The following is a 24,698-nucleotide window of genomic DNA, read 5'->3' on the forward strand; positions in this document are numbered from 1 at the left end:
AAGGTAGCGCCATGACTATGACTCCCGATTCCGTGCTGGCCAACATGCGCGAGTGGACGGTTTCGCCCGCCGATGACGACGCCCAATACAGCCTCGCTTCTTACCGTGAACTTGTGGAGCGGCAAGGCGATGGCGCTCTGTGGAAGGGCGAGCATCCGGCGCACCTGACCAGCTCGCTGTTCGTGCTTTCAACAGACCTCAGCCAGGTTCTTCTTGCTTTCCACAAGAAGGCACACATGTGGTTGCAGTTTGGCGGGCACCTTGAACGCGCAGATTCATCCTTGGCTGACGCGGCCTTGCGTGAGGGGCGCGAAGAATCCGGGCTTTCCGCGTTTTCTAGATTCTCGGATCAGCCGTGTGATCTTGACATCCATGAACTTGGTGGCGGATTCGGCTCTATGTGCCGTGAACACTGGGATATTGGTTTCGTTGCGTTAGCCGAGCGCGACGCCGTCGTCGCCGTATCAGAAGAATCGGATGACGTGCGCTGGTTCGACGTCGATAACCTTCCGGACGCGGGAGCCGGTGACATGTATCCGCGGGTGCGAGCTGCACTCGCTCACGCACGGGCCAAGTTCTAACCAAGCCAAGTTCTCACCAATATGAGAACTTCCTCATGTAGGTGCTACGGCTTCTTTCACACTCGCCTTTCATACTTGAGTCAACGGCGACCCGATCGGGTTCGCGAGACAGAAAGGCACAACGATGAATAACAAGAAGAAGCTCTGGACAATCTCCGGCTCTCTCGCTGCCGCAGTTCTTATTACCGCGGGCGCGGGCCTTGCAATGGCCAACGATAACGATGATCGCGACCGCGATCGCGCCCACACCGTCACCATTCCTGGCAACCAAGGGGCTGGCGACGCCGACTCGGCACAGTCAACGCCCTCTGCCTCATCCGTCTTATCAGCACAGTCGGCGGCGTCCACCCAGTCGGCCGTGTCCGCTCCTTCTCCCGCGGGCGTACAGGCACCGGCTCCAAAGCCCGCCCCAGCCCCAGCGGCCGATTCTTACTCGGCTCCGTCGGCACCATCGCCTGCTCGCGTTCAAGCGCCGGCTCCGAAGCCGAAGCCAGCACCGGCACCCGTGTACTCGGCTCCATCGCCGTATTCGGCCCCATCGCCGGTCTCCGCCGATTCCTACTCGGCCCCTTCCGCAGATTCCTGATCTGCCCTCAAACTAGCGGGCCCGGCTTTGCGTGTGGCCGGGCCCGCGCCTGCGGTAACTCGTAATGGTGAGTCACAATATTGTGGCGCGGGACTTGGCTCACCGCTTACACACGCGTTAGATTAAAAACAGGAGGTCGCATGGCTAGTCCCAGAAAAATGTGGACAATCACCGGTTCGCTCGCAGCAGTTGCGCTCATCACAGCCGGCGCGTCTTTTGCGATCGCTGAAGATGATGGCCCGCGCGAGCGCGGTACAGTCGTACGAATTCCTGCGCCAACTGCCACCGATGATGGGGCGACTTCAGCGGAGTCTGCTTCGGCGAGTGGTTCTTCTGCCGAAGCCGAGCCTGAGCCCACGCCAGAAACTGCGCAGCAGCAAGGCGGCTCGCAGCGGGCTCCAGCGCCAGCGCCTCAACCGGCACCTCCAGCTCATCAAAAGGCTGCGCCTGCACCTCAAAAAGCTGCACCGGGCCCGGCTCCTGCCCCACAGCCACGGGTCTATCAGGTCACTTCAGCTGATTCGTATTCACCCTATTCGGCTCCATCCGTAGAGTCTTAAACGGGTGGATTCCTCCGCAAACCGGGTACCAATCACTCATCCCGGGCACGTTAAACATGCACCATATAAGTGATTCCTGCCCGCTTTGCGGCGGGAGGGGAACCTTACAGATAGTTCTTGCGCAACTGCGCCGCTGATTTGGGCGATAGGTCCGTGAGCGTCACATCGAAAAGAGTGACGGCACCCGTTTGTCCACGCGCTGCCATCCGAGCAACAGCCCGCCCGGCGGCCACGAGCACCGAACCCGTAAACTCCGGATTCGATCCCAATTGCAGCTGGTAAGTGATGGCCGAATCAATGCCATCATCAGTTTGGCCTGCCCGGATCACCTGGCCCCCGTGCGGGATCCCTCCGTGCTCACGAGCCAACTCTTCGGCGGACACAAAGTTCACCGCCGTGTCATAGTCGGCGAAATAGTTCGGCATCTCCACAATTTCCCGCTCGATCCGCTCCAGATCCGCACCTTCATCGGCAACTACATAGCACACGCGCTCGTGCATCGTCCGAGGACTCAGCTCGACGTTCTCACCGTTCTTCACAGCCTGCACCGTTTCCTCAACAGGAACGGTGTACTGCCTCGCATCAGCCACTCCTTCTACCCGGCGCACCGCATCCGAATGCCCCTGTGAAACGCCAGGCCCCCAGAACGTCGTCGTCGAACCGGAAGGAAGAACCGCCTCCCCAAGCACCCGCATGATCGAAAACAGACCCGGATCCCAGCCCGCAGAAATCAGTGCGAGGGTTCCCGCCTCTTCGGCAGCGGCGTCAAGGGCTTCAAAGTGCTCGGGAATCTTCGCGTGGGTATCAAATGAATCAACGGTATTGAACAGCTTCGCCACCTGCGGGCCCTGCGTCCTCAAATCAGTGGCCGATCCGCCACAGTTCAACACCACATCGAGCTTGCCCACATACTCAGCCATCTCGTCGACGTGTGCGACGGGCGCACCCAAAGTTGTCACCTTGCCCGGATCGCGGCGTGTAAACACGACGACGCACTCCATGTCCTCCAACTGGCTCAGCGCAAGCTCGGCGCCGCGGCCTAGATTTCCGTATCCGTTAATCCCTACCCGAATCATGTGCTCTCCTCCACGGCTATGCGTTTCCTTAACCTCCGCAATAAACTTTACGAGAACTTGGAGTTGTTTGCTGTTCGGACCAGCCGCAGTGCTCAACCCTAGGCCGCAGGGCCAATACTTGAATAGCTCCATTGTCTGGGTCATAATCGATGTCGTGATCACCGGCGACCGGTACTAGCCGTTACGGAGGCACACATGGGAATCTGGCGGCGCGCCAAAATTGCAGCATTAGCCGCGCTAACAGCAGCAACGCTCACCGCATGCGGCTCGGTTTTAACTGACGATGAATTATCGAACACAATATTCCAGCGTGGCTCGATCTACGGCCCGAATGCTACCCAGGATGCCCTCGAGCATATCGCCGAGATAGCCGGCTACAGCGATACGGACGCCATGATGATTCGCAGGCTTACCTTGCGTGGCAATAATTATGACATTAGTGCGATAGTCTCCCTCCCCGATGATCCGCTCGCTTACGACCACATAACCTCAGATTCAGACGAAGCATCGGAATGGGGCTACGACGGGGACACATATTTCTTCCCCGAAGACCTGCCGCCAATCTTGTTCGAGGATCCGAATGTTTTGTTTAAGAACATGCGCGACGCCGTCGGCGATCAAGAGATCACCGGTTTCGATGTGACGGTTCGGCCGGAAGTCGGCGCCATCGAATACCGTGATTTCACCGAAGAAACCGGGGAAGAAATGATGCATTCACCGGGCGTAACGCTTGAAGGAAGCGTCACGGGAACGCGTCGGATCAATATTTCCTTCAAATTCGACCCGGATACTGGCGAAATTATCGCCCAAGAGTAGGGAGCCGCCATGTCTGCTTTCGAGCCGAAGAAAACCTCCGCTTTTCAACCAAGGAAACGGCGCCTCAGCTTCGGAATGTTCCTCTTCGCGATCATTACTGCGGCGGTCATTTCTTCGTTCGTGCTTGCGATCGCTATAGCGGTGCTCGGCCACCTGTATCCAGATATCGTCAAGCCGTTGGCGCGGTTTATCTGCAATGCCGACGACGCCGAAATCTTCGCCATGGAGCACTTCGGTGAACGGCCCGCCGAACATTGGGTATGTATCTCGCCAACCATGGGCACTTACGATGCGCTGTTCGTAGATTTCCTGCCCGTTCTCGGGGCCGCATGGGGTATCGGCATACTTCTGCTGTTACCTTACGCGTTTGGCGCGGCGCGCCGGCCGCTCGCAGGGCCGGACGACGACGTCGTTCAGCTTTCCGATTCTGTTCACTACATGTACAAGCCGGGCGAAACCTCTGGCCCGAACGACCGGTTTTCGCTGATCGAAAGGATTGAGGAAGGCGGGCGCGTCTTCCTTGTGGACGTTGGCCCCAGCAAAATCAACACGATCAAAACTATTCGCGAACATATCAAGATCGGCCTGAACGAGGCCTATCAGCTCACGAACTCGCTACCCGCCGAAGTCGGCGTTGGCCTGCCAACCGAAAAGAAGGTGCAGCTCGTGTGGGAGCTGGACCAGATAGGCGCCCGGCTGGACGTCCGGTAGTAAAACGACTCGCCCATCCCGGCCAGCAGGACGGGTAAGCCGACTCTTTGACAGCCCAGCCGATCTCTACCCCGGCCGCCGACCATTTTCTGTGACTCTGGGGCTTTTTGTGGACGAAACCGGCCGATTTCGCGATTTTCTCACAACAAATGGCTCGGCGCCCGAATAACCCTAAGCTTCAACCCGCGTTTTCACGCCGGTGCGCTCCAGTTTGTTCCATTCCTGCTTCTCGCCCCGGATTTCCTTCCAAATCGCGCTCACAACTACGCACGATAGGAAAATCGAGAACGGCAAAAGCAGTGGCAACACGATCAGGTGCCGGAAATTACTCCAAGCCCGATCGAGGACCAGCGCAAGAACAATATTGACGGCAGACACGCCAAAACCGAGTACGAGCCACAGGTTTGGAAGCCCCGCCGTCCAGTCGTCGAATTCCATGATGCCGGCAAGCACAAGAAGCGGAAATCCAACCATCCCAAGGAGCTGCAAGATCGGCTGAATGATCTGCACGAAGAAGTTCACGGGAAGGTACAGGTGGAACATCGATTTGACTGGCGATAGGAACTCTTGCCGGTGCACGCGCGCCGTCTGGATCAGGCCGCGAGCCCAGCGAACACGTTGTTTCCACAGGTCGCTGAGCTGATCAGGCACTTCGGCGAGGACGATCGCGTCGGGTGCGAATTCGACTTCGTATCCGGCTTCTTGGATGCGCCAGGTCAGTTCAAGATCTTCACCTAGGGTGTCGTCACGAAAGCCCCCAACCGCCCGTATAGCCGAGGCCCTGAAAGCGCCAGAATTTCCGGCCACGATTGGCAGCATGCCCAGCAGCGCGACTCCGCGCCGAGCCAGTCCGGTTCCGGTGTGGGTCATGAGGGTCAGAATGCGCGTCAGCACATTGTGTGTGTTGACGGGCTGGTCGTTGCCGCACACTGCGCCAACGTTCTTATTCCTAAATCCGGCGAGCATATTAGGGATCGTGTCTTCGGTAAAGATGCCATCGGCGTCAACGAACATGAGGATTTCGCCGCTTGCGCGTTCGATTCCGGCATTGAGGGCCGAGCCTTTTCCGCCATTTTCTTGGGTGATGGTGATCGCCCGGTCGGAAAACCGTTCCATCACTTCTTCGGTGTTATCGGTTGATCCATCGTTGACCACGATGACTTCGAGCCTGGGATAGCCGGAGTTGAGGATTGATCCGATGCAGTCGCCAAGCACCACGCCTTCGTTGTAAGCAGGCACGATCACGCTTACGGAGGGCGTCGGGTCGATCGTCGCGGGTTTGGTGCGCGGCCGTAGTTCGGCAAGGATCGCCCCGAGGGAGATCATTGTTCCGACAACCGCCGAGATGGCAAGGGGAATGGCGACTAGTGCTGTCAACCAGGTCACGAGGCCACCGCCTCGCTATCGGCCGAGTTGCCGTCGGCTAGCTCGCCGTCGGCCGGGTTGGCCCGGAACAGTGCGGCGTCGTTTTTGAAAGCATCGAGTACGGCTTCCACAATGATCGGCGCTTTGGCCGAGTTCGCGCCGAAGCGAGCGTTGATTTCGAGCACGACGGGCGTTCCGTCTGCGAGCCGCCGGATATCGACGTCGGCCGGGCCGGTAACCCCGATCGCGCGGGCAGCGTCGATTGCAAGCTGGGCGATTTCCGGTTCGTCAACGACGACGGTCGAAACGGCATTGCCGTGTAGGCCGTGTGCAAGTTCGGTCTTTTTGAGGACCACGCATTCGATACGCTCGTCGGAAACGAACACGTTCGGGGCATATTCAACGCCGGATGCGAATTCTTGGATGATGGAATCTTCCGGCAGTGTGGCAAGTTCGTGGGCGTGCGGGTTTTCGTGAACGAGTACTCCGCGACCACCGCGCGATTTACGCGGTTTGGAGATAACTGGCGAACCCATCCACAGCAGGGTTGCAGTGTCGATCGATTCGGGCGTCGTCGACTTTGGAACATTGACTCCGCAGCGGTTGAGCTGGTGGTAGGTCAGCCACTTGTCGTCTGCTACGTCGATCGCGAGGGGTGAGGATATGAGAACCGGAGCGAATCGTGATGCTTTTGCGAATACCGGTAGCTCTTCTTGGACGGTAGGAATGATGGCGTCGATATTTTCTTCAAGCACCAGATCCCAGATCGCACGAACGAAGGTGTCTTCCCCGGCAGCTGGAACCTGATGGATTCCTTCGGCTCCGGCCATGTCAACTTGTACGACTTCCACGCCGCGCTCGATGAGTTGCGGTACGAGGGCCCTTCCTGCCGGGCCGGCAGCTCCTGTTACGAGGATTTTCACGAAAGTGCACCTCCAAGTGCGTCGAAGCGGACCGGTTCGAAGCCTTCTGCTCGTGACATTTTGGCTTGGTCGCCTCGGAAGTGGGCCATGCCGGACACTCGATCTTCGGTCATGTAGGGCTTACCGGCCTGGTTTTCGTGGATGGCAACGGCCGAGCTTTTCACGCCGACGTAGTCGTCAATGTCTACGAATACTTTGGGTGTGAACTGGGTTGTTACCGATGGCGATTCGAAGCACAGGATTGCGCGATGGCGACGGCCGGCGCGCAAGGTTGCGAGGTGGACGGCGGCGTGGTCTTGGTGCTGGTCATTTGCCGAATGAGTGAAGATGATGTCCGGGTTGAACTGGTTGATCTTCTTTTCGATGGCGGCGATCATTCCGTTCATATCGGTTTCTAGCTTGGTGTCGGTGAAGTCGTACACGTCGCACCGGGAGGCACCGAGGAATTTCGAGCCGTTGATTGCTTCTTGTGCGCGAATTTCCGGATCACCGCCGACGGCCCCGGCCGTCATGATCATGGTGTGGATTTCGTGGCCCGAATCTGCCAAGCGGGCAAGGGTACCGCCAACTGCGAGTTCGAGATCGTCGGGATGGGCGCCAATTGCCAGCACGCGGCGCGGTTTGGCTGTTTTGTTTCCGTGAATCTTGTGCAGCTGGTACATCACGAAGGCGCCTAAAATTCCGGCGAGGCTCGCAACGATAATCACGGCTTGCCACAGTTGTGACACGTCCCGAATGGTTGCCCACACATTGGCGGGCACGAGCAATATGGCCGAGATGACGGCAAAGATTTGCGGCGGGCGATAGTTCACGACCCGGCGGCGGAGCTGTTCTTCACCGGCCACGCTTACGATTGCGGTTACTGCAATAATCGCGGCGAATATCCAATGAAGTGCGTGTAGTGCATTCATGTGTATCCTTTCAGAATCTTCTTGGCCTGGTGGTGGCCACGCCTTTAGTTTGATTGCTGAAAGAAAGAGCTGCGATGGATGAAAATGAGTAAATTCTCATCACTGTGAGAGTTCATTTACCTTGAACCAGCCGGGCTCTCAGCACCCCCAACCATTTGTTGTGACTTTGAGGGTTTTCGTGAACAAAACCGGCCGATTTCCCGGTTTTCTCACAATAAATGGCCCGGTGTCCGACTAGCCCTAGCGTTTGCGGGGCTTGGCGCGGCTTGTGGGGGTGGCAGTGAGCGGATCTTCGGGCCACGGATGGCGCGGATAGCGCCCGCGCATTTCGGCCCGCACATCCTTGTAGGGCCCGGCCCAAAATGATTCGAGGTCTTCGGTGATTGCCAGTGGCCGCTGCGCCGGCGAAAGCAATTCGAGCGTCACGGGCACGCCGGCCAGCCGGGGAGTTGACGTCCATCCAAAGGCCTCTTGGATCCGCAAGCGAACGGTCGGCTTCCCGCTTGAATAAACAACTTTTGCAGTGCCGACGGGCGTGGTGATCCGTTCGGGGGCTAGATCATCGAGTTTCGCGGCTTCAGGCCAGGGCAGCAACGCCCGCAGCCCGGCGAGCAGGTCTGGGTTCGTGGCGCCTAACTGGGGTTCGAGCCATTCCTTCACACGCGCCGCGAGCGCCTCGTCGGACACGTCCGGCCATGGTTCGCCGACGGCGCCGTGCAAGAACGCCATTCTCTCCCGTAAGCTTCGCGCGGCAGCCGGCCAAGAAAGTGTGCCAATGCCTCTGCTCGCGATGTCCTCGGCGCGAGCTTGTGCCACTTGCGCGGCGCTTAGGGTGACCGGCTCGCTGGCTAAGTCGATTGCGCCGAGTGAACGCACAATCCGCCCGCTGACTTTCGTGCCAGCAACCACGGTTTCGAGCCGTTCGGCCAGCATGTCGGCTCCTAGTTCGAGCGCGCGATCCTGGTCGATAGGCACGGCCGCCCGAATCACAGCATCGGCTCGGCCCTGCGTTTGGCCAAGATCGGCGACGGCGAGCCAGTGCGAACCTTCCAACGGGCTGCCTTTTGGTAGCACGGCGCCCGCGCCGTTTGCCAGCAGATAGCCCTTCCCACGTTCGCGAGCAATCCACGTGGGATACGCGAGCCCGACGACGGTGGCAAGCGCCTCGTCGCCCAATGTTCCGTTGTTCGCTTGCTCGGCATTGGGGAAAGTTTTGGCGGACGAATGATCTTGGGTTGTCGAATGGGCGTGGGTCATGGTGGAAGAGTCGAGAGTGGAATCGGAGCCAGACGTGGCGCGCGCAATTTTTTCCAACCGCGTTCTTTCCCGGGGCCACTGGCGTGCTGAGCTGTTTGCGTGGCCGGGCCTGTCCCCGCGGCTAACGCTTCGCAAGGCTGCCGCTAAATCGGCGCCCGGCACGCGCGTATCCACATTGAGCAGCGCAATGATCGCGGCGGCGGTTTCAACTCCGACTTCGCGCGCGCCAGCAATGAGGCCGCGTGCTAGCTGGGGCGAGGCCGGAATCTGGGCCAAGCTACGCCCGAGCTCGGTGATTGCCCCCGCGTCGTCAACCGCGCCTAAGGCCCGCAAGGTTGCCTGCGCCGATTCGAGCGCTGCGGGTTGCGGATGATCCAGTAGTCGCAGTCCTTCCATCCGCGGATTACCCCAGGCAGCGCACTGTAAAGCGGCATCCGTGATATCGGCGGTTAAGATTTCCGGCGCGGAAAACTCTGCGGCACGTCCAAAGGCCAGGCACCTGAATGCCCGGCCCGGACCTTCTCGGCCAGCTCGGCCCGCCCGCTGAGTCATCTGCGCACGCGAAGCATGGACGGTTACAAGCCCGCCGATGCCGGTTCGCGGATCGAAGCGTGCTTCCCTAGCAAGCCCCGAATCCACAACCGTCCGCACACCCGGCACCGTCAATGAAGATTCGGCCACCGCCGTCGCAATGATAATCCGGTCCTCCTCGCTTGAAAGTACGCGATCCTGTTCGCGCGCTGGCAGTGAACCGTGCAGGGAGCACACCGGTAGCCGCGCTCCAGCAAGCAGGCCCCGCAGTTTTTCGATCTCGCCAACGCCGGGCATGAAAACCAGAACCGATCCCTGCTCACCATTCGCGGCCTCCTGAACCACGCGGGCTACATGGCTCAAAAAATCCCGGCTTACCGTGATTCCGTGACCGAAGTCCCCAAGCGCTTGGGGGCCGATCCGCTCGGAGATCTCAACGGGGTGAATCGCGCCCGGCACATCCACCACCGTGCCACCGACGAGTTCAGCCACCTTCTGCGCCGCCAAGGTTGCTGACATCGCAACTACACGCAAGTCCGGCCGAAGCGCATCTTGGACGTCCAAAGCAAAAGCCGTCACCAGGTCGGTTTCTAGATCACGCTCGTGGACCTCGTCGATCACGATCGCACCCACGCCGGGCAGGTCTGGTTCGGAGTGCAAGATCCGCAGCATCACGCCCGGGGTCACCATTTCAATGCGCTCACCGGGAACGCTTTCGCCCCGCACCCGGAATCCCACCTGTTCGCCCACTGGCTCACCGATCAGGGACGCGATCCGCCGGGCGGCTGCACGGGCGGCCACCCGGCGCGGTTGAACCACGAGCACCTTGAGCGCCCTAGCCCGCCGAGCCTCATCATCGTCGGAAAGGATTTTCGCGAAAAGCGGTGGAACGAGTGTCGTCTTGCCGGAGCCGGGCGGGGCCGTCACCACCGCGTTTCCCTCCTGGGTGGCGATTTCTGCCAGGCCCTCAGCGACGGGAAGATCGGGCGGTCTGAGGATGAGGCGGTCAGTCACCGGCGCGCAGCGCGTCGAGTACCCGCATCGACGTCGCCTTCACCCTTTCCACATCCTGCCCCTGATCGAGAAGCTTCAACCCAGCATCCAACAGCGAACGCGTCATCCGCGCATTAATCGCGGCATCCGCCGGCATTAACTCTTTCCACAGCTGCGCGATGTTGCGGGCGAGTTCCTGGTGAAAGTTCATGACGGCGCCCGAGCGGCTCTGAACCTCCCGCCCCGACGGCGGCTCCCCCGACTTCTTGCCGCGCGTCATCCCGAAGGTGAGCACGTCGACCAGCCACTGGTGGCCCGCTTCCGCACCAATATCGAGGCTTAGCGCAATCAGGCTCTTCAGCCGGTCATAGGGCTCCTCGTGATCGTCGATCGCCTGGGCGAGCCGCTCACCCCAGTGCGGGATGTAGCGCTCTAAAACCAGCACCCGCAGATCATCAACCGAGTCAACATAGCGGTAAATTGAATTGCGTGCAATTCCGGCCGACTTCGCCACCACGCCAGCGGTAAGCGCCGCCGGACCATCGTTGCGCAACACGTGTTCTGCCGCATCGATGAGCCGTTCGAACATCATGTCGTGATGCTCGCGAACAGATGGGGCAGAAATCTTCGGACTCATACCTCTATCCTTCACTCATGACCCGCACGGCGGGAAGACCTTATCGCCTTATTCTATGCGTTCATCCTCCGCATCGCCGCCCTGTGCTGTGACATCGAGAGCCGCCTCGTCGAGCGCCTTTTCAATTTCGGCTGCCTGCTTTTCGTGCCGGCGCTTTGTGTAACGCTTCTTTGCGCCCTCGATTAGGCGATACAGCACGGGCAGCAAGATCAACGTCAGCAAGGTGGAGGTGATCAAACCGCCGATTACCGTGATGGCCAGCGGCGTGGAGATAAAGCCCGTCGCGGAGGATATCCCCAGCGCCATTGGAATCATGGCGGCGATTGTTGCGAGCGAGGTCATGACCACCGGCCGCACGCGGCGCATCGCACCGTCGTAAATCGCCTGATCGAGTTCGTAGCCACGTTCGCGGTACTGGTTCATCAGGTCTACGAGCACGACGGCGTTGGTGACCACGATTCCGGTGAGCATGAGCAGGCCGATCATCGCCGACAGGTCGAGCGCAGTATCGGTGATCAGCAGCGCCCCAAACGAGCCGATCGCCGCGAACGGGATCGCCACCAGCAAGATTGCTGGCTGGATGAGCGATTTGAAGATCCACACGAGCACCACGTAGATCAGCATGATCGCGGCCGCGAGCGCAAGGATCAGCTGTTCGAAGGACGTGGCGAGCTGCTGCGCCGAACCGCCAATTTCTGCTACTGCGCCGTCGGGTAGTTCGGTGCTTGCAAGTGCCGATTCGACGGCGGCCGACGCTTCGCCTAGGTTGTCTGCGGCCACCGGCGTGGCGGAAACCGTGGCCGTGGTTTGGCCGTTGATCGTCACGATCGTGGGAATCGAGCCAACTTCTTCGATGCTTGCAAACGCCTCGATCGGCTGCCCCAGGATCTGGAGTGAGCGCAGTTCGTCAACGGTTGTCACAGGATCGTCGATCGACAAATACACCGAGGTGTCAATGTTTTCGATCGTGATCTGGCCGATTTCCGGTTCCACCATTTGCGCCGCGATCAGGCCGACGATGTCGTTTTCGGTCAGGCCTACACTCGCCGCGGTGTCACGATCAACGGTTACCTGCACTGCGGGTGCTTCGGCCGCTAGGTTATCTTCGACGCTGCTGACTTCCGGCACGTCTTCAATCGCCACCCGTACCGCATCCGTTGCCGCTCGCAGCGAGTCCGGATCTGGCGCCGTGATATTGACGTCGATGGTTCCGGTTCCCAGGATTCCTTCGGTTGAGGTGGTCATAGCACCCTCGCCAGCGACGGCGTCCCCGGCAGCCACGAGGCTTTCCGTCAGGGCGTCGATATCGGCTTCCTCGTCCACGGCCACGATATAGGCGATTGCCTCGCCCCCGGCAGCTGTTGCGCCAATGATGACGGCAACCGACCGCGCACCGTCAACATCCGCGAGCGCAACTTCCACCTCTTCAGCTGCGGCGACCTTTGCTTCGGTCGATGAGCCAGGCTCCACGGACTGGGTCACGAACACCGATCCCTGGTTCGCACTTCCCAGCAAGTTGATCTTCAGCATGGGAATGAGGGCTACCGACGCCGCAAGGATCGCGACCGCCACAATCATCGTGATGACCGGATGCTTTTGCGTGCCCGTCAAGACCGGCGCGTAACCGCGGCGTAACCAGTAGCGCGCTTCTTTTTCTTCGGCCTGCTCACGGTACGTTTCGAGTCCGTCCGTCCGCCGCGCGACCAGAGCGGCTTTCGCAGGTTTCAGGAACCAGTACGCAAGCACCGGAACTATCGTCAGCGCAACGATCAGCGAGGCAGCCAGCGCAATCACCACGGTGAAGGCGAAGGGCCTGAACAGCTCGCCGACCAGCCCGGGCACGAGGCCAACCGGCACGAACACGATGAAGGAGACGATGGTCGAAGCCGTGATCGCCGAGGCTACTTCCCGGGTGCCGTCGAGTACGGCGTCGCGCTTGTCCTTACCGTAGTCGAGGTGGCGCTTGATGTTTTCGATGACGACGATCGAATCGTCCACCACCCGCCCGATCGACAGCGTCAACGCCGCGAGGGTGAGCATGTTGAGTGAATATCCGCCCACGTACATGCCAATGAATCCGGCAAGTAGTGAGGCGGGGATTGAGATTGCGGTGACGATCGTGGAACGCACCGATAGCAAGAACACGAGGATCACGAGTACCGCGAAAATCAGGCCGAGCACGCCTTCCTGAGCAAGGGATTCGATCGACCCCGTGATGTAGGGTGCCTGATCGAACAGCATCGTGAATTCGGTGTTTCCACCCACCGAGGGGGCGAGCTCATTGAGAGTGGTCTCAACTTCCGCCGAGGTGTCCACAATGTTGGCGTTCGCGGTGGGGAAGATGACGATCGCAATGGCCTCTTCGCCGTCAAGACGGCCCACCATGTCCATCCGCCCGGCGCTAAATTCAACCTCCGCGATTTCCGAAAGCGGATAAACAGTGGCGGGCGTCCCGGGCTCGGCTTCGCCTGCCACCACGGGAATTTCACGTAGCGCCTCGATAGAATCGAGCGGTACGCCCACCGTGACGTCCTTGGCCTCCCCATTCTCAACTAGAGTGCCCACCGGCACGGATAGGCCATTTTCATCAAGAGCTTCTTCAATCGCAGATGGCTCGATGCCCAGTTCGGCGATGCGTTGCTGGTCAAGCCTGATGGTGATGTTTTGCTCGGGTGCACCAATCAACTCAACCGAGGCAACTCCGCTGATCTGTTCAAGTTCGGGCAGCACGGTATTACGAATTCGCTCCGAGGTTTCCAGTGGCGTGCCATCGGAGGTGATTCCCACATAAGACAGCGGAATATCAGACGAGCCTCCCGAGATCACCTCGTAGTCGGCGTTCTCCGGAAAGTTTTCGTCCGCGCGGGTGATCGCAAGCTCCACGCGGTTTGAGGCGCGGGCGACGTCGGTACCGTAATCAAGTTCGATCGTCACGAAAGATACCGACGACGACGAATACGTCTTCGTGTTTGAAACCTCCGGGATGGTCATAACCTGCTGTTCGACGGGCACAGAGACCCGGTCACGCATCTGCTCAGATGTTGCTCCCGGGCTAATCGTCACCACGTTGATGACCGGCAGCTCCACGCGCGGGAGGAGTTCTTGGCGAAGCAGGCCCATCGAAAAGATTCCGAGCACGAAAATGACTACGGAAACGAGCGCAACAAAAGCGCGATTCTTCAGGGAGCCCTCGGTAAGTTTAAACATGCCGTCCTCGATCTATGCTTACTATCAGCCTACGCCCGCCTTCCGACATCGCGCCACAGCGCTAGCTACGCGCAACGGTTTCCTTACTCCTGCCACCTTTGAAACAATGGGGTATGACTTTTATGGAATGGGCACTTGGGCGCGCCGCCAAGCATCCGAAGTTGGAAAACGCCTTTGTGAACGCCAACGGGGATTGGCTCGACATTCTGCTTCCTGACGGCCGGGCATTCCGTTTCCGCCCGAACGCAATGATTAAGTCGGACGCGACGGTGGAACAGCGCGAGATCCTGCTGGATCGGCTGATTGATATTGGCGTTGAGCAAGCCGAAGAATCTCAGCTCGCCGAGGCGGCAGATTCCGCAGCTGAGGGCACGGAAGATTCCAGCGCGGACCAGCCAGACGGCGTCGCGGAGCTAAGCGAGAACTCCACCGATGCGTACGTGCCGGTGGACGCCGAGTGGGATGAAGCAAAGAAAGACGCTCCCATCGTGCCGATTGTGCGGGCGGCGGACTATTTCTTGCCTTCGCACAAAAGCTCGGATTCGATGGTCTATCTGCCGCTCACGGATTTCCTAGCCGTGGGAATTGCCCACGATTTGCCTGACACTATCGAACCGATTTACTACACGCAGCTCGAAGACGATACCCGCGAACTGGGCGAGGTTATGAGCGACGCCGTTTCAACCTTGCGGCATATGGCAAGCCAGAAAACTGACACGGTGGAATTACAGGTGACCGAAATTGAAGGCGCCCGCGTCTTGGCCTTCATTCAGCCGCCGAACTACGAGCTGTCCTGGTTTGCGGATCTCGACATGATCCAGCAAATAGCCGAGCGAATCGCCCAAGAGCGGCCGGATGCGATTCCGCTGTTTGTGCCGGCTGCGCGTACAAAGTTATTAATAGTTTTCTCCGACGATCCGAATTTGGCGAAATTCTTTAAGCAGCTGTTGGCTCACCGTGATTCTGCCGACGCCGTCTACCCGCTTCCACACACGGTTGCGGCTGATGGTTGGCTCGAGTGGCAGCCTTTTCCTGACTCGGAGCTTGCCGAGGTGCTCGGGGCGTTACGTAATCATTTCCGGGAGCGGATTTACAGTTCGCAGGTGATGATCATGGAAAAGTGGAAGGACGTTGGTGCGCTCAAGCCGTTCGTGCCGCGTCGATTGAAATCGGGGGAGCGGGTATCGGCTACTCTGTGGGATGCGACCGACGGTCACGGAACGATTCCAGTTACCGATTTCATTACCTTCACCCGCCAGGAATCCCCGCATCCTTGGGAGGAGGGAACGCCCGTGAACATCACGGTTCGTTCGCATATTGCCGCCGAGCTGTGGCCCGAGGGTTTTTCGCAGGACGACAACATGTGGCCCCCGCGCTACACGGTCAAAGGTTTTCCCGACGACGAGACGCTGATCAAGCTGCGCGATGCCACCGATCGGCGGTTCTAGGCCGGCCGCTCGGCTTTTCCGCAAGCGCGAGGGGTTCTACCCAAACGCGAGGGGTACTTCCCCTCGCACCTAACCAAGACCCCTCGCAGATAGATGGAGGTAGCTTGCAGATGGGCGAATATAGCTCGCAGATGGGAACGGCCAGCTAGCGCAGCACTTCGCCCGAGCCGATGTTGGCGGCCGCTAGCGCCGCGCGCGTGGGAGCACCCTCCCAGTCACCGATCGAGCCGACTGCGAACGCCCCGCACAGGTGGCCGCGCTCGAGGCAAGTTCCAGGGTCCGCGCCGTCGAGCACTCCGGATAGGAAGCCGGCAACGAATGCGTCGCCCGCACCAATCGTGTCTCGTACTGTAACGTTGTGCGACGCGCGCGTCGTCGTCGAGTTGGCGCTGTAGGCGGTGGCGGTACCGGAATCCTTGGTCACGACTGTTTGTACACCCGCTGCCAGCAACGCCTCAACGCCCGCCGAAACATCCGATTCGCCAGTCAGAAGCTCGAGTTCTTCCGGGCCGCCACATACGATGCTTGCTGCGCCTGCGATCTGCGCCAGTACCGGCTGCGCCTCCCGCGCAGCCCACAGCCGCGAACGGAAATTCACATCGAAGCTCACGGGAATGCCCGCCTCCCGGGCGCGTTCGGCCACGGTAACCGTAGCCTGCCGAGCAACCTCACCGAGCGCGGGAGTAATGCCGGTTAGGTGCACAATTCGGGGCTTAAGTGAAAACAGGTAGTCAATCTGTTCGGCCGAAAACTGCCGGCCTGCCGATTCGGTTCGGTGATAGTCAACAGAGAACGCACCCATGCCCGCGGGCCTGGAGACGAGCAAGCCCGTGGCCCTATCCGTCAGCCGCCGAACGCCGCCCACATCCACGTTTTCGGCCAGCAGGCTACGCAGGATCAGTTCACCGTAGGTATCGGCCCCCAACGAGCCAATCCACGAAACCTGATGCCCCAGCCGAGCCAGACCGATTGCAACATTGGATTCAGCTCCCGCGTGCGAGCTGCGCGTGTTCGTTGCTGCGGTCGGAAAATCTTGGAACCGGACGGTTCCCATCGTTTCCCCAAAAGTAGCGAGATCGATCATGCTCCCGCCTCATTCCACACGTCCACGATTGCTCGGGCGCGGCCAGTGATTTCGCTCCACTCGCCTGCGGCCACGAGCGCTTCTGAGACGATCGATCCGCCAATTCCAACACCGGCGCAGCCAAGTGCGCGGTAGGCGGCTACGTTCGTGGCGTCCACGCCGCCGGTTGGGTATAGCGGAATGTCTGCAATCGGATCCATGACGGCCTTGAGATAGCTTGGGCCGCCCAGTGGCCCCGCCGGGAACACCTTAACTCCCTTGACCGCCGGATAGCGGTAAGCCGCCTCGATTTCGGTGGGGGTCATCGCGCCGCAGTACACGTCAATGCCGGCTTCGTGGGCAATGGCTAGCACGTCGTCGTCGATTGTGGGGGTGACGAAAAACTTAGCCCCCGCATCGGCGGCTGCGCGCGCGTCGGGTGCGTGGCGAACGGTTCCCGCTCCCATCAAAACGTCAGAGCTGGCGGACCAGGCGGCGATCGTGTCGTAGGCGCCGGGGGTTGGCACCGTGACTTCCACGTGCTTGATGCCGCCTTCTATGAGTGCCTCGATTAGCTCGTTTGGCACGCGCATGTTGCGTAGGCGAATGATGGATATCAGCATGACTTCTTCCGTTCTCAAGGTTTGGCAACGAGTGAAAGTGAGCGGCCCGCAATCGCAGACCGCTCACGTCAGTTAACGAGCGTCCGGATCTTGCAGATCCCTTGCTTCGGTTTGTTGCTCCGGCGGACTTGGTTCGTGTACGACGCCGGTTGGCTCGGCCGCGTTGTCCGCCACTACTTTTTCGGCCACTGCCGGCCCAGCTGCATCGTCTTCGCCGTCAAGTGCACCGACCTCGGCAAGGCGCTTTTCGGCCGCCTTCTCGGTCCGCTTGTTGAAGGCCTCCATAGCCTTCGGTGCGAACAGCATGAGCAGCGTGAGCACAATCAGCACCGCTGAAATCGGCCGGGTGAAGAACTGGGTGAGATCCCAGTCCGTCTTGATGACCGAGGATAGGAAGTTGCGTTCAACAACCGGCCCTAACACGATTCCCAGAACAACTGGCGCGAGCGGTATTCCGAAGCGTTCGAAGAGCACTCCGAACAGGCCGAATACCAAAACGATGATGATTTCGAGGTAGCCGTTGTTAATCGCGTACGCGCCCATCACCGATACGGCAACGATGATCGCCATCAGGATGGACCGCGGGATCTTCAGGATCGTCGAGGCGCCTCTGATGAGAAGGAAGCCCAGCGGCAAGAGAAGCAGGTTCGCGATGAAGAACATGATGTACAGGGCATACAGCGTGTCCGTGTTTTGCGTGAACAATGACGGCCCAGGCTCAATTCCCTTCACCACAAGCACGCCAATCAGGATTGCCGTGATCGTATCTCCGGGAATTCCGAAGGCGAGCGTTGGAATGTACGCCGAGGAGAGCGCCGAATTATTCGCCGACGACGCACCCGCGATAGCCTCCGTTGACCCGCGGCCGAACTTCTGCGGAGTACGCGAGGTTGCCTTGGCAACGCCGTAGGAAATCCATGCGGCAATATCGGCACCGGCGCCAGGCAGCACGCCCGCAATCGAACCCGTAACTGTTCCCTGTGCGACTGCACGCTTATTCTTGCCCACTTCGGCAAACGAATCGCGAACCATGCCCTTGGTTTTCACCTGCGGCATCTTACGCACCTGCGACGAACGTGACGTTACGTTACGCAGAACCTCGGAAAGTCCGAACAGGCCAATCATTGCTGGAATGAAATCGATACCGCGGTACAGTTCGGCCATTCCGAACGTGAAACGCGGCTGGCCAAGGGTGATATCTAAACCGACCGTCGAAATCAGCAGGCCGAACACCAGTGCGAGCGCTCCCTTAACCTGCGAGCCCTGCGAGATAATCACCGCTGCGGTTAGGCCTAGGACAGCCACCCAGAAGTACTCGAAGGACGTAAAGTTCATAGCGAACCGGCCCAAGATCTGGGCGAGGAAGATCAGCACAACCGAGCCGATCAAGCCTCCGATCGCGGAGGCGATGAGGGAAACGCCGAGTCCGACGGCACCCCTGCCTTGACGGGTTAGCGAGTAGGCATCTTCCACGTATGCTGCCGACGACGGCGTACCCGGCATACGTAGCAAGGCGCCCGGAACGTCCCCGGCGAAGATCGCCATAGCGGACATCGCAATAATCGATGCGATGGCTGGCACCGGATCCATAAAGAAGGTGAATGGAATGAGCAGCGCCGCGCCAAGCGTGGCCGTCAATCCTGGAATCGCGCCAATAACCAGGCCGAAGACGGCCGCAGCTAGCACGATAAAGATAGTCGAAGGATCCGATGAGATAAGTGATAGCGCAGAACCAAGATTGTCGATCATGTTAGAACCCCACGATCCCGTCCGGTAGCTGCACGAGCAAAGCTACCTCGAAAGCCAAATACAAAATCGCGGTAATGACCGCGGACATAAGTGCCGCTCGCCAGATCTTTTCTTTGAGTGCAACCATGATGGCGAACAGTACGAGGAACATCGTGAGGATGAATCCGAGGTGGTCGGCAAGCAGCATATAACCAATGATTCCGCCAATAACCACGAGGCCATTAACAGCTAGTCGGCCCGCACTTTCGGAGGTGAACTCGAAGGATCCACCCTCACCGAGCTCTTCCTCTTTCGCACCTTCGGCAGCGTTACGTTCGAGAATTTCCTCAAGTTCATCCGCGCTGGTGGTTCCGCGGAGGGCTTGGATAAGCAGAATACCTCCGAAAATGACGAAGAGAATTCCACCGACGATGGGGAATAGACCGGGGCCAAGCTGACCCGTCACGAGCCGTTTCAGACTAAAACCGTAGATAATAACGGCAATTCCGGAAACGATGGCGATAGAGCCGATGACTGCATCGGGAACGTTGATTTTAGGCTTGGTGCCTTGCGAGTTTGGTGAGCTCACTGGTGAACTCATGATCCACCTTTCTTTTAAGTTAAAAAGTGGTGGCGGCTTGCGCCGCCACCACTAGGAGATTAGTGTGCGAGGCCAGCGCTTTCCATGAGCGGGCCGAAGGATTCGTCCGCTTCCTTCATGAACTGCGCAAATTCTTCAGCATTGCGGTATTTGATCTTGAAGGCCGAAGCATCCATGACCTCTGTGAAGCCCGGGCGCTCAACGATTTCCCCAAGGTAGCATTCAAGCTCAGCGACGATTTTTTCATCGGTGCCAACAGGTGCGGCAAATCCACGCCACGTACCACCGGTGTAGTCGTTGCCGTATTCGGAAAGGAGCGGAACATCCGTGTACTTCGGGTCCTTTTCCGTGCCCATGATCGCGAGCGCGCGAACTTCGCCGTTCTCGAGCATGGTGCGCACCTCTCCGATCGAGGAGGTCACGATGAAGTCAACGCCACCAGCAACGAGCTCCTGGACTGCGGGAGCTGCGCCGTCGGACGGAACCCAAGTTACGGCGTCGTCGGCAAGGCCTGCGCCGCCGAGGAAGCCGATCATTGCGAGGTGGCCGATGCCACCCTGAACGGTTCCCGAGGCGTTCTTAACATCGCCGGATTTAATAGCGGCAACAAGCTGGTCGATATCCTCGTACGGAGAGTTTGCCGACACCGAAATAACGGCCGAGTCCTCGTTAACCTGCGAGATCCCTGCAACGCCTTCGGGGGTTAGGTCGGTCAGACCCTGCCAGTGCATCATCGCAAGTTCAGCGGTAACGAGTCCGATGGTGTGGCCGTCATTTTTCGCACTAGCGATAGCTTGGTGACCTACCACGCCGCCACCGCCGGTACGGTTAACGACGTTGACCTGGACGCCAAGATCTTGGGAAAGCTCATTAGCTACCGCGCGAGCAACCTGGTCGGTTCCACCGCCAGCCGAGAACGGAACGATAACTTCGATCGGGCCGCTCGGGTAGTCAGGTGCGACGTCACAGACGTGGCCGGATCCGCCGCCGGCTTCACTGCCGCCGTTATCAGAACCGTTATCGCCGTTGTCGCCGCCACATGCGGAAAGCAGGAGCGCGGCCGAAGCCAAAACTGCAAAAATACTGCGCTTGTTTGTACTCATTACAAATTCCAATCATCACGAAATTTTCAGTACCAAAAATTTCTTCTTCGAAGTGTGCTGCAATGTCGGGCTTCGATGCCCCATTGCAACGGTAATCATTGGTGATCCCTTATATTCTCGCTAGAAATTACCGGTTTGTCGACGTAATTTGTGCTTGAATTGGAGATACCAGTTATCACGAAATCAAATAACCACAGGAGACCTGCATGGCTATTATCGACCGTGTGGACTGGCTGGAGTCGTTCGTGGCTGTGGCGGACTATCTTTCCTTTTCGGCTGCGTCTGAATCTTTGCACTGCAGCCAGTCGCGAGTATCTACACACGTGTCCGCACTGGAGCGGGCGATCGGCTACAAGCTGGTCGACAGGTCCTCAATCCCCTGCCGCCTCACCGAAAAAGGAATCATGTTTCATGCGCGCGCCGTTGAGATTCTGGAAATCTTCGCGGTGTCTGTGGCCGAGCTGCACAGCGAATCCGGCAAACTATCGGGCACGGTAGTACTGGGGACCATTCCCTCGATTTCAGCGGCGTTCATACCCCACGTTGCCAAGCGCCTGCGCGCCGAGGAGCCAAGCTTAGAGTTGAACATCGTGGAACGCACCTCCGCTGAACTCGGCAATTTACTCAACGCGGGAATATTGGACCTTGCCATAGGTTCCTTCGCGAAAATATCCGACCATGATGAACCCTCTACCGCAGAACACGGCAACCCGATTCGCACGCTATGGGTTGAGCCCTACGTGGTGGTCTTCCCCGAAGATTCGCCCCACATGCTAAATACAGACGTGGCTACTCCCGAGCAACTCGTTGGACTTCCACTCGCTGTTACTGGTGCCCCGGGCGCCGCGCTGGATCCCGAGTGGGAAGAGATTCTTGATATGTGGGATATCCAAACCGAGCCCGCGCGGCTACGCACCGAACAGCCGCAGACGTTGATCAATCTTGGGCGTGCGGGCCTAGTTGTGCCTGTCATGAATTATCTTGCCTACCAAAGCTGCGACCATCAGGGGTTGCGCGCGCTACCCATCCAAAGCGGGCCGTTATGCAGGCAGGTGCGGATGCATTGGAGCCCGAAACGCTATCGATCGCTCGAGGTGCAAAAGGTGATCGAAACGGTCCTGCGCACGCCCCCGCCAGCGGGGCTTGACATGACCCTCTAACAACTCCGTGAACCCTTCGGCGCCCTTTCCGCAAACGCAGCGTCCTCCCCCCATCGCGCGCCGGCCGCATCAGACCGTAGTATGGGAAAGTTCAGGGCAATTCAGGGAATTTTCTTCCCATAACCTTGAGCTCACCGGCAAAGCTGGACTTAGCACACAGAAGTGAGGACAGCTAGCCGTAGAGCAGCCTCAGCCAAACTGACGCAGCACACAAGAAAGTGGGAAGGCACATGGCACAGGTTCACACCTCGCGGTTTTCACGCGTTATGGCAATTATTCGTCTCGTAGTTTTGACGGTCATAGCGGTTGCGCTGGTCAAGTTCGCGTTTTTCCCATCGCAAGACACGGCCGAGGGCCCGGATCTCGATCCGACCTTCGACATCCCGCAAATGACCACCTTCCCCGAAACGTCCACGATCAGCAATTCGATCGATCTCAAGGGTTCCATCCAAGCGGATCCGAGCATCGACGCGAAGTCGCCCTCCGAGGGCGTGGTTGACACGATTTTCGTAGACAACGGCGTGCGAGTCGAGGCAGGCCAAGACCTCGTCGAGCTGAAGATTGAGATGCCTAGCGAGGATCGAGAAATCACGGATGAGGAAGGCAACGTCACGTTCGTCGCCGGCCAGCCCTGGTACAAGTACGTGCGCGTCAAGGCACCTACCGCAGGCACTGTCGAGATGGACGTGATGCGCGGCCAAAGTTGACGAACTGCTCGAGCGCTTCCCGCTCGGCGGCCCGATCGACGGCGAAGAAAACCAAAAACAATTCGTCGGAATGTTTGGGGCGATTCTGCGGCTGATCAACATCCTCGACTCCTTCCCCGAATTCGAAGGCGCCCAACTCCTCAGCCCGCGCCAAGTTCAGGACTACGAAGGGCTGTACATTAACCTCTACGAACTCTTCCGCGAGCGCGCCCGAGCTGACAAGGAATCGATCGCTGACGACGTCGTGTTTGAAATCGAACTCATCAAACAGGTGGAAGTCAACGTTGACTACATCCTCATGCTCGTCAAACGCCACCTCGAAGAACACGGCAACTTTGAGGACCGGGAGGTGCGCGCCGACATTGAACGTGCCATCAACGCCAGCCCAACGTTGCGCAACAAACGCGACCTCATCAAAGAATTCCTCGATCGGATCAACGCTTCCACCGACGTCGACGAAGACTGGCAACGCTACATTCGCGCACAGTTCGACGGCGAGCTCGACTCGATCATCGCGGAGGAACAGCTCAAAGCCAGGCAAGCGCGGGAGTTGGCCGAGAATATTTTCCGCGACAACGGGGACGTGCCGGTTGAGGGTACGGCCGTCAGCGACGTGATGCCGCCGGTATCACGCTTCCGGCCCGAAAGCGGACGGGCAGAAAAACGTGCCCGTGTGATCGAGCGGCTGCAAGGCTTCATCGACCGCTTCCGCGGACTGCTCAACCTTGGGTGAGTTATTGGCTTGTTCGCGGGGCGAAAGGCTTCACGGCCCCAAAAGTGCTAGCGGGATCACTGCCACGCCGTCGTCACGCCGATACGCAAACTCTCCCGTGTTGATCACAATCTTGTCAATAACGCGCTCGCCCAGCTGGTCCTGCAACCAGTTAAGGTGGCGGACATCGGCGTCGTTAATCGCACTCGCTAGCTTTACTTCAATGGCGACCACTCCAAGGTCTGCGCGCTCGACAATCAGGTCGATCTCACGCTCCGTGGACTGAGTTCGCAAATGGAAAATGTTGGCGCCGGCAGCTTCTGCGTACACGCGCACGGCCTGGGTAACTAACGATTCGAACAATGCGCCAAGCCAGGTGCCCGTCGCCGGATTTACACGCCCGCCTTGTCCCAGCAGCAAGCCAGTTTGCCCGACCCCCACTAGCCGCGCTGCCAATGCTGGATCTACAAGGTGGTGCTTCGGAGTCTTCGTAAGCCGCTTCAAAGGCGAAAAGGTCGGCGTCCAAGCGGGAAGAGGATCGAGAATAAAGATGCGGGAAAGATGGTCGCGGTAAATGTCAGCCGTCTGGCGGGCAGGCTTCGAGCCTTCACCCGGCGTCGCCGCGTCTAATATCGACGTGTAAGCCGCGTCTGTGCTGGTCGCTGCCGCATATGCGGTGAGCCACGCCCGCAAAGCTGCCGGACGGCGAACCTCTATAGCGTTTTCAACTAGCTCATGATCGACGATCCGCGCCAAATACCCATCGAGCTGCAATTCACGAGCCCGCTGCGGCAACTGCCGAATTCCAGGGAAGCCAGAACGTAAGATTTCGCTCGTATAGTTAGCGAGCTCCACTTCACTACGACCTTCAACGGCTGGCTTTTCCCCGCCCAGAATCTGCTTGAAAGAAACCTCGGGCTGGTACACGCCGCGTTCGCTAAAAGTCATTGGCCTCATCACCAAGCGCACGATTCTTCCAGCGCCTGAATGTATCCGAACACCCGGATCTGGCGAAGCAGAACCTGCCAGCAAAAATCGCCCACCAGCGGAATTGCGATCCACCTCCACGCGTACCTGCTCCCACACTTGAGGCTCTAATTGCCATTCATCAATGAGCACAGGCGGCGGGAGTTGAGCTACAAAGCCCGGGTTGGCTTTAACCATTTCGCGGCTGGCCTGCTGATTGAGCGCAAGAACTGTTTGCGCGCGTTGCGTGGCAGTTGCTGTTTTTCCCACGCCTTTGGCGCCCTCAATTGCGATCGCAGCTAAATCGCCAAAAACCTCATCTAAAAGGCGATCTACAACTCGTGGCTGATACTTCATAATCTCAATCTAACATTCTACGGAATCTCTATCTAACAAATTACATCTAATCTATCTAACATTTCACGGATATACT

Annotated in this window: 22 protein-coding genes and 1 pseudogene; 9 read left to right on the top strand and 14 right to left on the bottom strand. The window is 58.9% G+C overall.

Annotation, left to right across the window (positions count from 1 at the left end):
• Window positions 1-11: 11 nt before the first annotated feature.
• From J2S70_RS04405 to J2S70_RS04415, 3 genes are all read left to right on the top strand, one after another.
• On the top strand, window positions 12-581 hold the full coding sequence (locus tag J2S70_RS04405) for an NUDIX hydrolase (RefSeq protein ID WP_307682526.1): 570 nt from the start codon (window positions 12-14) through the stop codon (window positions 579-581).
• Between the two features lie 124 nt (window positions 582-705).
• Window positions 706-1,167, top strand: coding sequence for a hypothetical protein (locus J2S70_RS04410; RefSeq protein ID WP_307682527.1), 462 nt, complete (start codon window positions 706-708; stop codon window positions 1,165-1,167).
• Window positions 1,168-1,307: 140 nt separating this feature from the next.
• Window positions 1,308-1,727, top strand: coding sequence for a hypothetical protein (locus J2S70_RS04415; protein WP_307682528.1), 420 nt, complete (start codon window positions 1,308-1,310; stop codon window positions 1,725-1,727).
• A 104-nt stretch (window positions 1,728-1,831) separates the two neighbouring features.
• Here J2S70_RS04415 and J2S70_RS04420 read toward each other — a convergent pair whose 3' ends face one another.
• Window positions 1,832-2,803 (bottom strand): diaminopimelate dehydrogenase, encoded by a 972-nt coding sequence (locus tag J2S70_RS04420; protein WP_307682529.1) that lies wholly within the window; start codon window positions 2,801-2,803, stop codon window positions 1,832-1,834.
• Between the two features lie 195 nt (window positions 2,804-2,998).
• On the opposite strand from J2S70_RS04420, the gene J2S70_RS04425 reads away from it, so the two are divergent.
• Together J2S70_RS04425 and J2S70_RS04430 are read left to right on the top strand one after the other, a co-directional pair.
• Window positions 2,999-3,619 carry a hypothetical protein gene (locus tag J2S70_RS04425; RefSeq protein WP_307682530.1) on the top strand — a complete coding sequence of 207 codons (621 nt, stop codon included), beginning with the start codon at window positions 2,999-3,001 and terminating at the stop codon, window positions 3,617-3,619.
• A 9-nt stretch (window positions 3,620-3,628) separates the two neighbouring features.
• Window positions 3,629-4,330, top strand: coding sequence for a ribosomal protein L7/L12 (locus J2S70_RS04430; protein WP_307682531.1), 702 nt, complete (start codon window positions 3,629-3,631; stop codon window positions 4,328-4,330).
• A 171-nt stretch (window positions 4,331-4,501) separates the two neighbouring features.
• On the opposite strand, the gene J2S70_RS04435 is transcribed toward J2S70_RS04430, so the two are convergent.
• The 7 genes and pseudogenes from J2S70_RS04435 to J2S70_RS04460 all read right to left on the bottom strand — a co-directional run bounded on the left by J2S70_RS04435 (window position 4,502) and on the right by J2S70_RS04460 (window position 14,154).
• Window positions 4,502-5,716, bottom strand: coding sequence for a glycosyltransferase (locus tag J2S70_RS04435; protein WP_307682532.1), 1,215 nt, complete (start codon window positions 5,714-5,716; stop codon window positions 4,502-4,504).
• Window positions 5,713-6,360, bottom strand: coding sequence for an ATP-grasp domain-containing protein (locus tag J2S70_RS04440; RefSeq protein WP_407702652.1), 648 nt, complete (start codon window positions 6,358-6,360; stop codon window positions 5,713-5,715). Before J2S70_RS04440 ends, J2S70_RS04435 begins: the two co-directional genes overlap by 4 nt.
• Window positions 6,361-6,501: 141 nt before the next feature.
• Window positions 6,502-6,618, bottom strand: a pseudogene (locus tag J2S70_RS08855) (NAD-dependent epimerase/dehydratase family protein); the annotation flags it as partial.
• Window positions 6,615-7,529, bottom strand: coding sequence for a PIG-L deacetylase family protein (locus J2S70_RS04445; protein WP_307682534.1), 915 nt, complete (start codon window positions 7,527-7,529; stop codon window positions 6,615-6,617). The pseudogene J2S70_RS08855 and the gene J2S70_RS04445, both read right to left, overlap by 4 nt.
• 240 nt (window positions 7,530-7,769) lie before the next feature.
• The gene (hrpB, locus tag J2S70_RS04450) at window positions 7,770-10,331 is read right to left on the bottom strand and encodes an ATP-dependent helicase HrpB (protein WP_307682535.1); all 2,562 of its coding nucleotides are present in this window, start codon (window positions 10,329-10,331) and stop codon (window positions 7,770-7,772) included.
• Window positions 10,324-10,947, bottom strand: a complete 624-nt coding sequence (locus tag J2S70_RS04455; protein ID WP_307682536.1) for a TetR/AcrR family transcriptional regulator — start codon at window positions 10,945-10,947, stop codon at window positions 10,324-10,326. Before J2S70_RS04455 ends, hrpB begins: the two co-directional genes overlap by 8 nt.
• 48 nt (window positions 10,948-10,995) lie before the next feature.
• The gene (locus tag J2S70_RS04460) at window positions 10,996-14,154 is read right to left on the bottom strand and encodes an efflux RND transporter permease subunit (protein WP_307682537.1); all 3,159 of its coding nucleotides are present in this window, start codon (window positions 14,152-14,154) and stop codon (window positions 10,996-10,998) included.
• Window positions 14,155-14,267: 113 nt separating this feature from the next.
• Here J2S70_RS04460 and J2S70_RS04465 point away from each other — a divergent pair, with 113 nt between their 5' ends.
• Window positions 14,268-15,602 carry a hypothetical protein gene (locus J2S70_RS04465; protein WP_307682538.1) on the top strand — a complete coding sequence of 445 codons (1,335 nt, stop codon included), beginning with the start codon at window positions 14,268-14,270 and terminating at the stop codon, window positions 15,600-15,602.
• A gap of 145 nt (window positions 15,603-15,747) precedes the next feature.
• Here the strand turns inward: J2S70_RS04465 and J2S70_RS04470 are convergent, their stop codons facing one another.
• The 5 genes from J2S70_RS04470 to J2S70_RS04490 form a co-directional block, all read right to left on the bottom strand.
• Window positions 15,748-16,686: a sugar kinase gene (locus J2S70_RS04470; RefSeq protein ID WP_307682539.1), complete on the bottom strand. Its 939-nt coding sequence runs from the start codon at window positions 16,684-16,686 to the stop codon at window positions 15,748-15,750.
• Window positions 16,683-17,288 carry a bifunctional 4-hydroxy-2-oxoglutarate aldolase/2-dehydro-3-deoxy-phosphogluconate aldolase gene (locus J2S70_RS04475; protein ID WP_307682540.1) on the bottom strand — a complete coding sequence of 202 codons (606 nt, stop codon included), beginning with the start codon at window positions 17,286-17,288 and terminating at the stop codon, window positions 16,683-16,685. Before J2S70_RS04475 ends, J2S70_RS04470 begins: the two co-directional genes overlap by 4 nt.
• A 72-nt stretch (window positions 17,289-17,360) precedes the next feature.
• Entirely contained in the window at window positions 17,361-19,037 is a 1,677-nt protein-coding gene (locus J2S70_RS04480; protein ID WP_307682541.1) for a tripartite tricarboxylate transporter permease, read from the bottom strand.
• Window position 19,038: 1 nt separating this feature from the next.
• A complete protein-coding gene (locus J2S70_RS04485) occupies window positions 19,039-19,617 on the bottom strand; it encodes a tripartite tricarboxylate transporter TctB family protein (RefSeq protein ID WP_307682542.1) in 579 nt (192 codons plus the stop codon).
• 59 nt (window positions 19,618-19,676) lie between these two features.
• On the bottom strand, window positions 19,677-20,720 hold the full coding sequence (locus tag J2S70_RS04490) for a tripartite tricarboxylate transporter substrate binding protein (protein ID WP_307682543.1): 1,044 nt from the start codon (window positions 20,718-20,720) through the stop codon (window positions 19,677-19,679).
• 206 nt (window positions 20,721-20,926) lie between these two features.
• On the opposite strand from J2S70_RS04490, the gene J2S70_RS04495 reads away from it, so the two are divergent.
• The 3 genes from J2S70_RS04495 (at window position 20,927) to J2S70_RS04505 (ending at window position 23,320) form a co-directional block, all read left to right on the top strand.
• Complete coding sequence (locus tag J2S70_RS04495) at window positions 20,927-21,880, top strand: LysR family transcriptional regulator (RefSeq protein WP_307682544.1); 954 nt, start codon at window positions 20,927-20,929, stop codon at window positions 21,878-21,880.
• Between the two features lie 230 nt (window positions 21,881-22,110).
• A complete protein-coding gene (locus J2S70_RS04500; protein WP_307682545.1) occupies window positions 22,111-22,587 on the top strand; it encodes a hypothetical protein in 477 nt (158 codons plus the stop codon).
• Window positions 22,588-22,621: 34 nt separating this feature from the next.
• Complete coding sequence (locus J2S70_RS04505; RefSeq protein WP_307683371.1) at window positions 22,622-23,320, top strand: type I restriction endonuclease subunit R, EcoR124 family; 699 nt, start codon at window positions 22,622-22,624, stop codon at window positions 23,318-23,320.
• A gap of 30 nt (window positions 23,321-23,350) precedes the next feature.
• Here J2S70_RS04505 and J2S70_RS04510 read toward each other — a convergent pair whose 3' ends face one another.
• Window positions 23,351-24,622, bottom strand: a complete 1,272-nt coding sequence (locus tag J2S70_RS04510) for an ATP-binding protein (RefSeq protein ID WP_307682547.1) — start codon at window positions 24,620-24,622, stop codon at window positions 23,351-23,353.
• Window positions 24,623-24,698 lie beyond the last annotated feature (76 nt).

Source organism: Trueperella bonasi (genome assembly GCF_030811535.1).
GTDB lineage: Bacteria > Actinomycetota > Actinomycetes > Actinomycetales > Actinomycetaceae > Trueperella > Trueperella bonasi.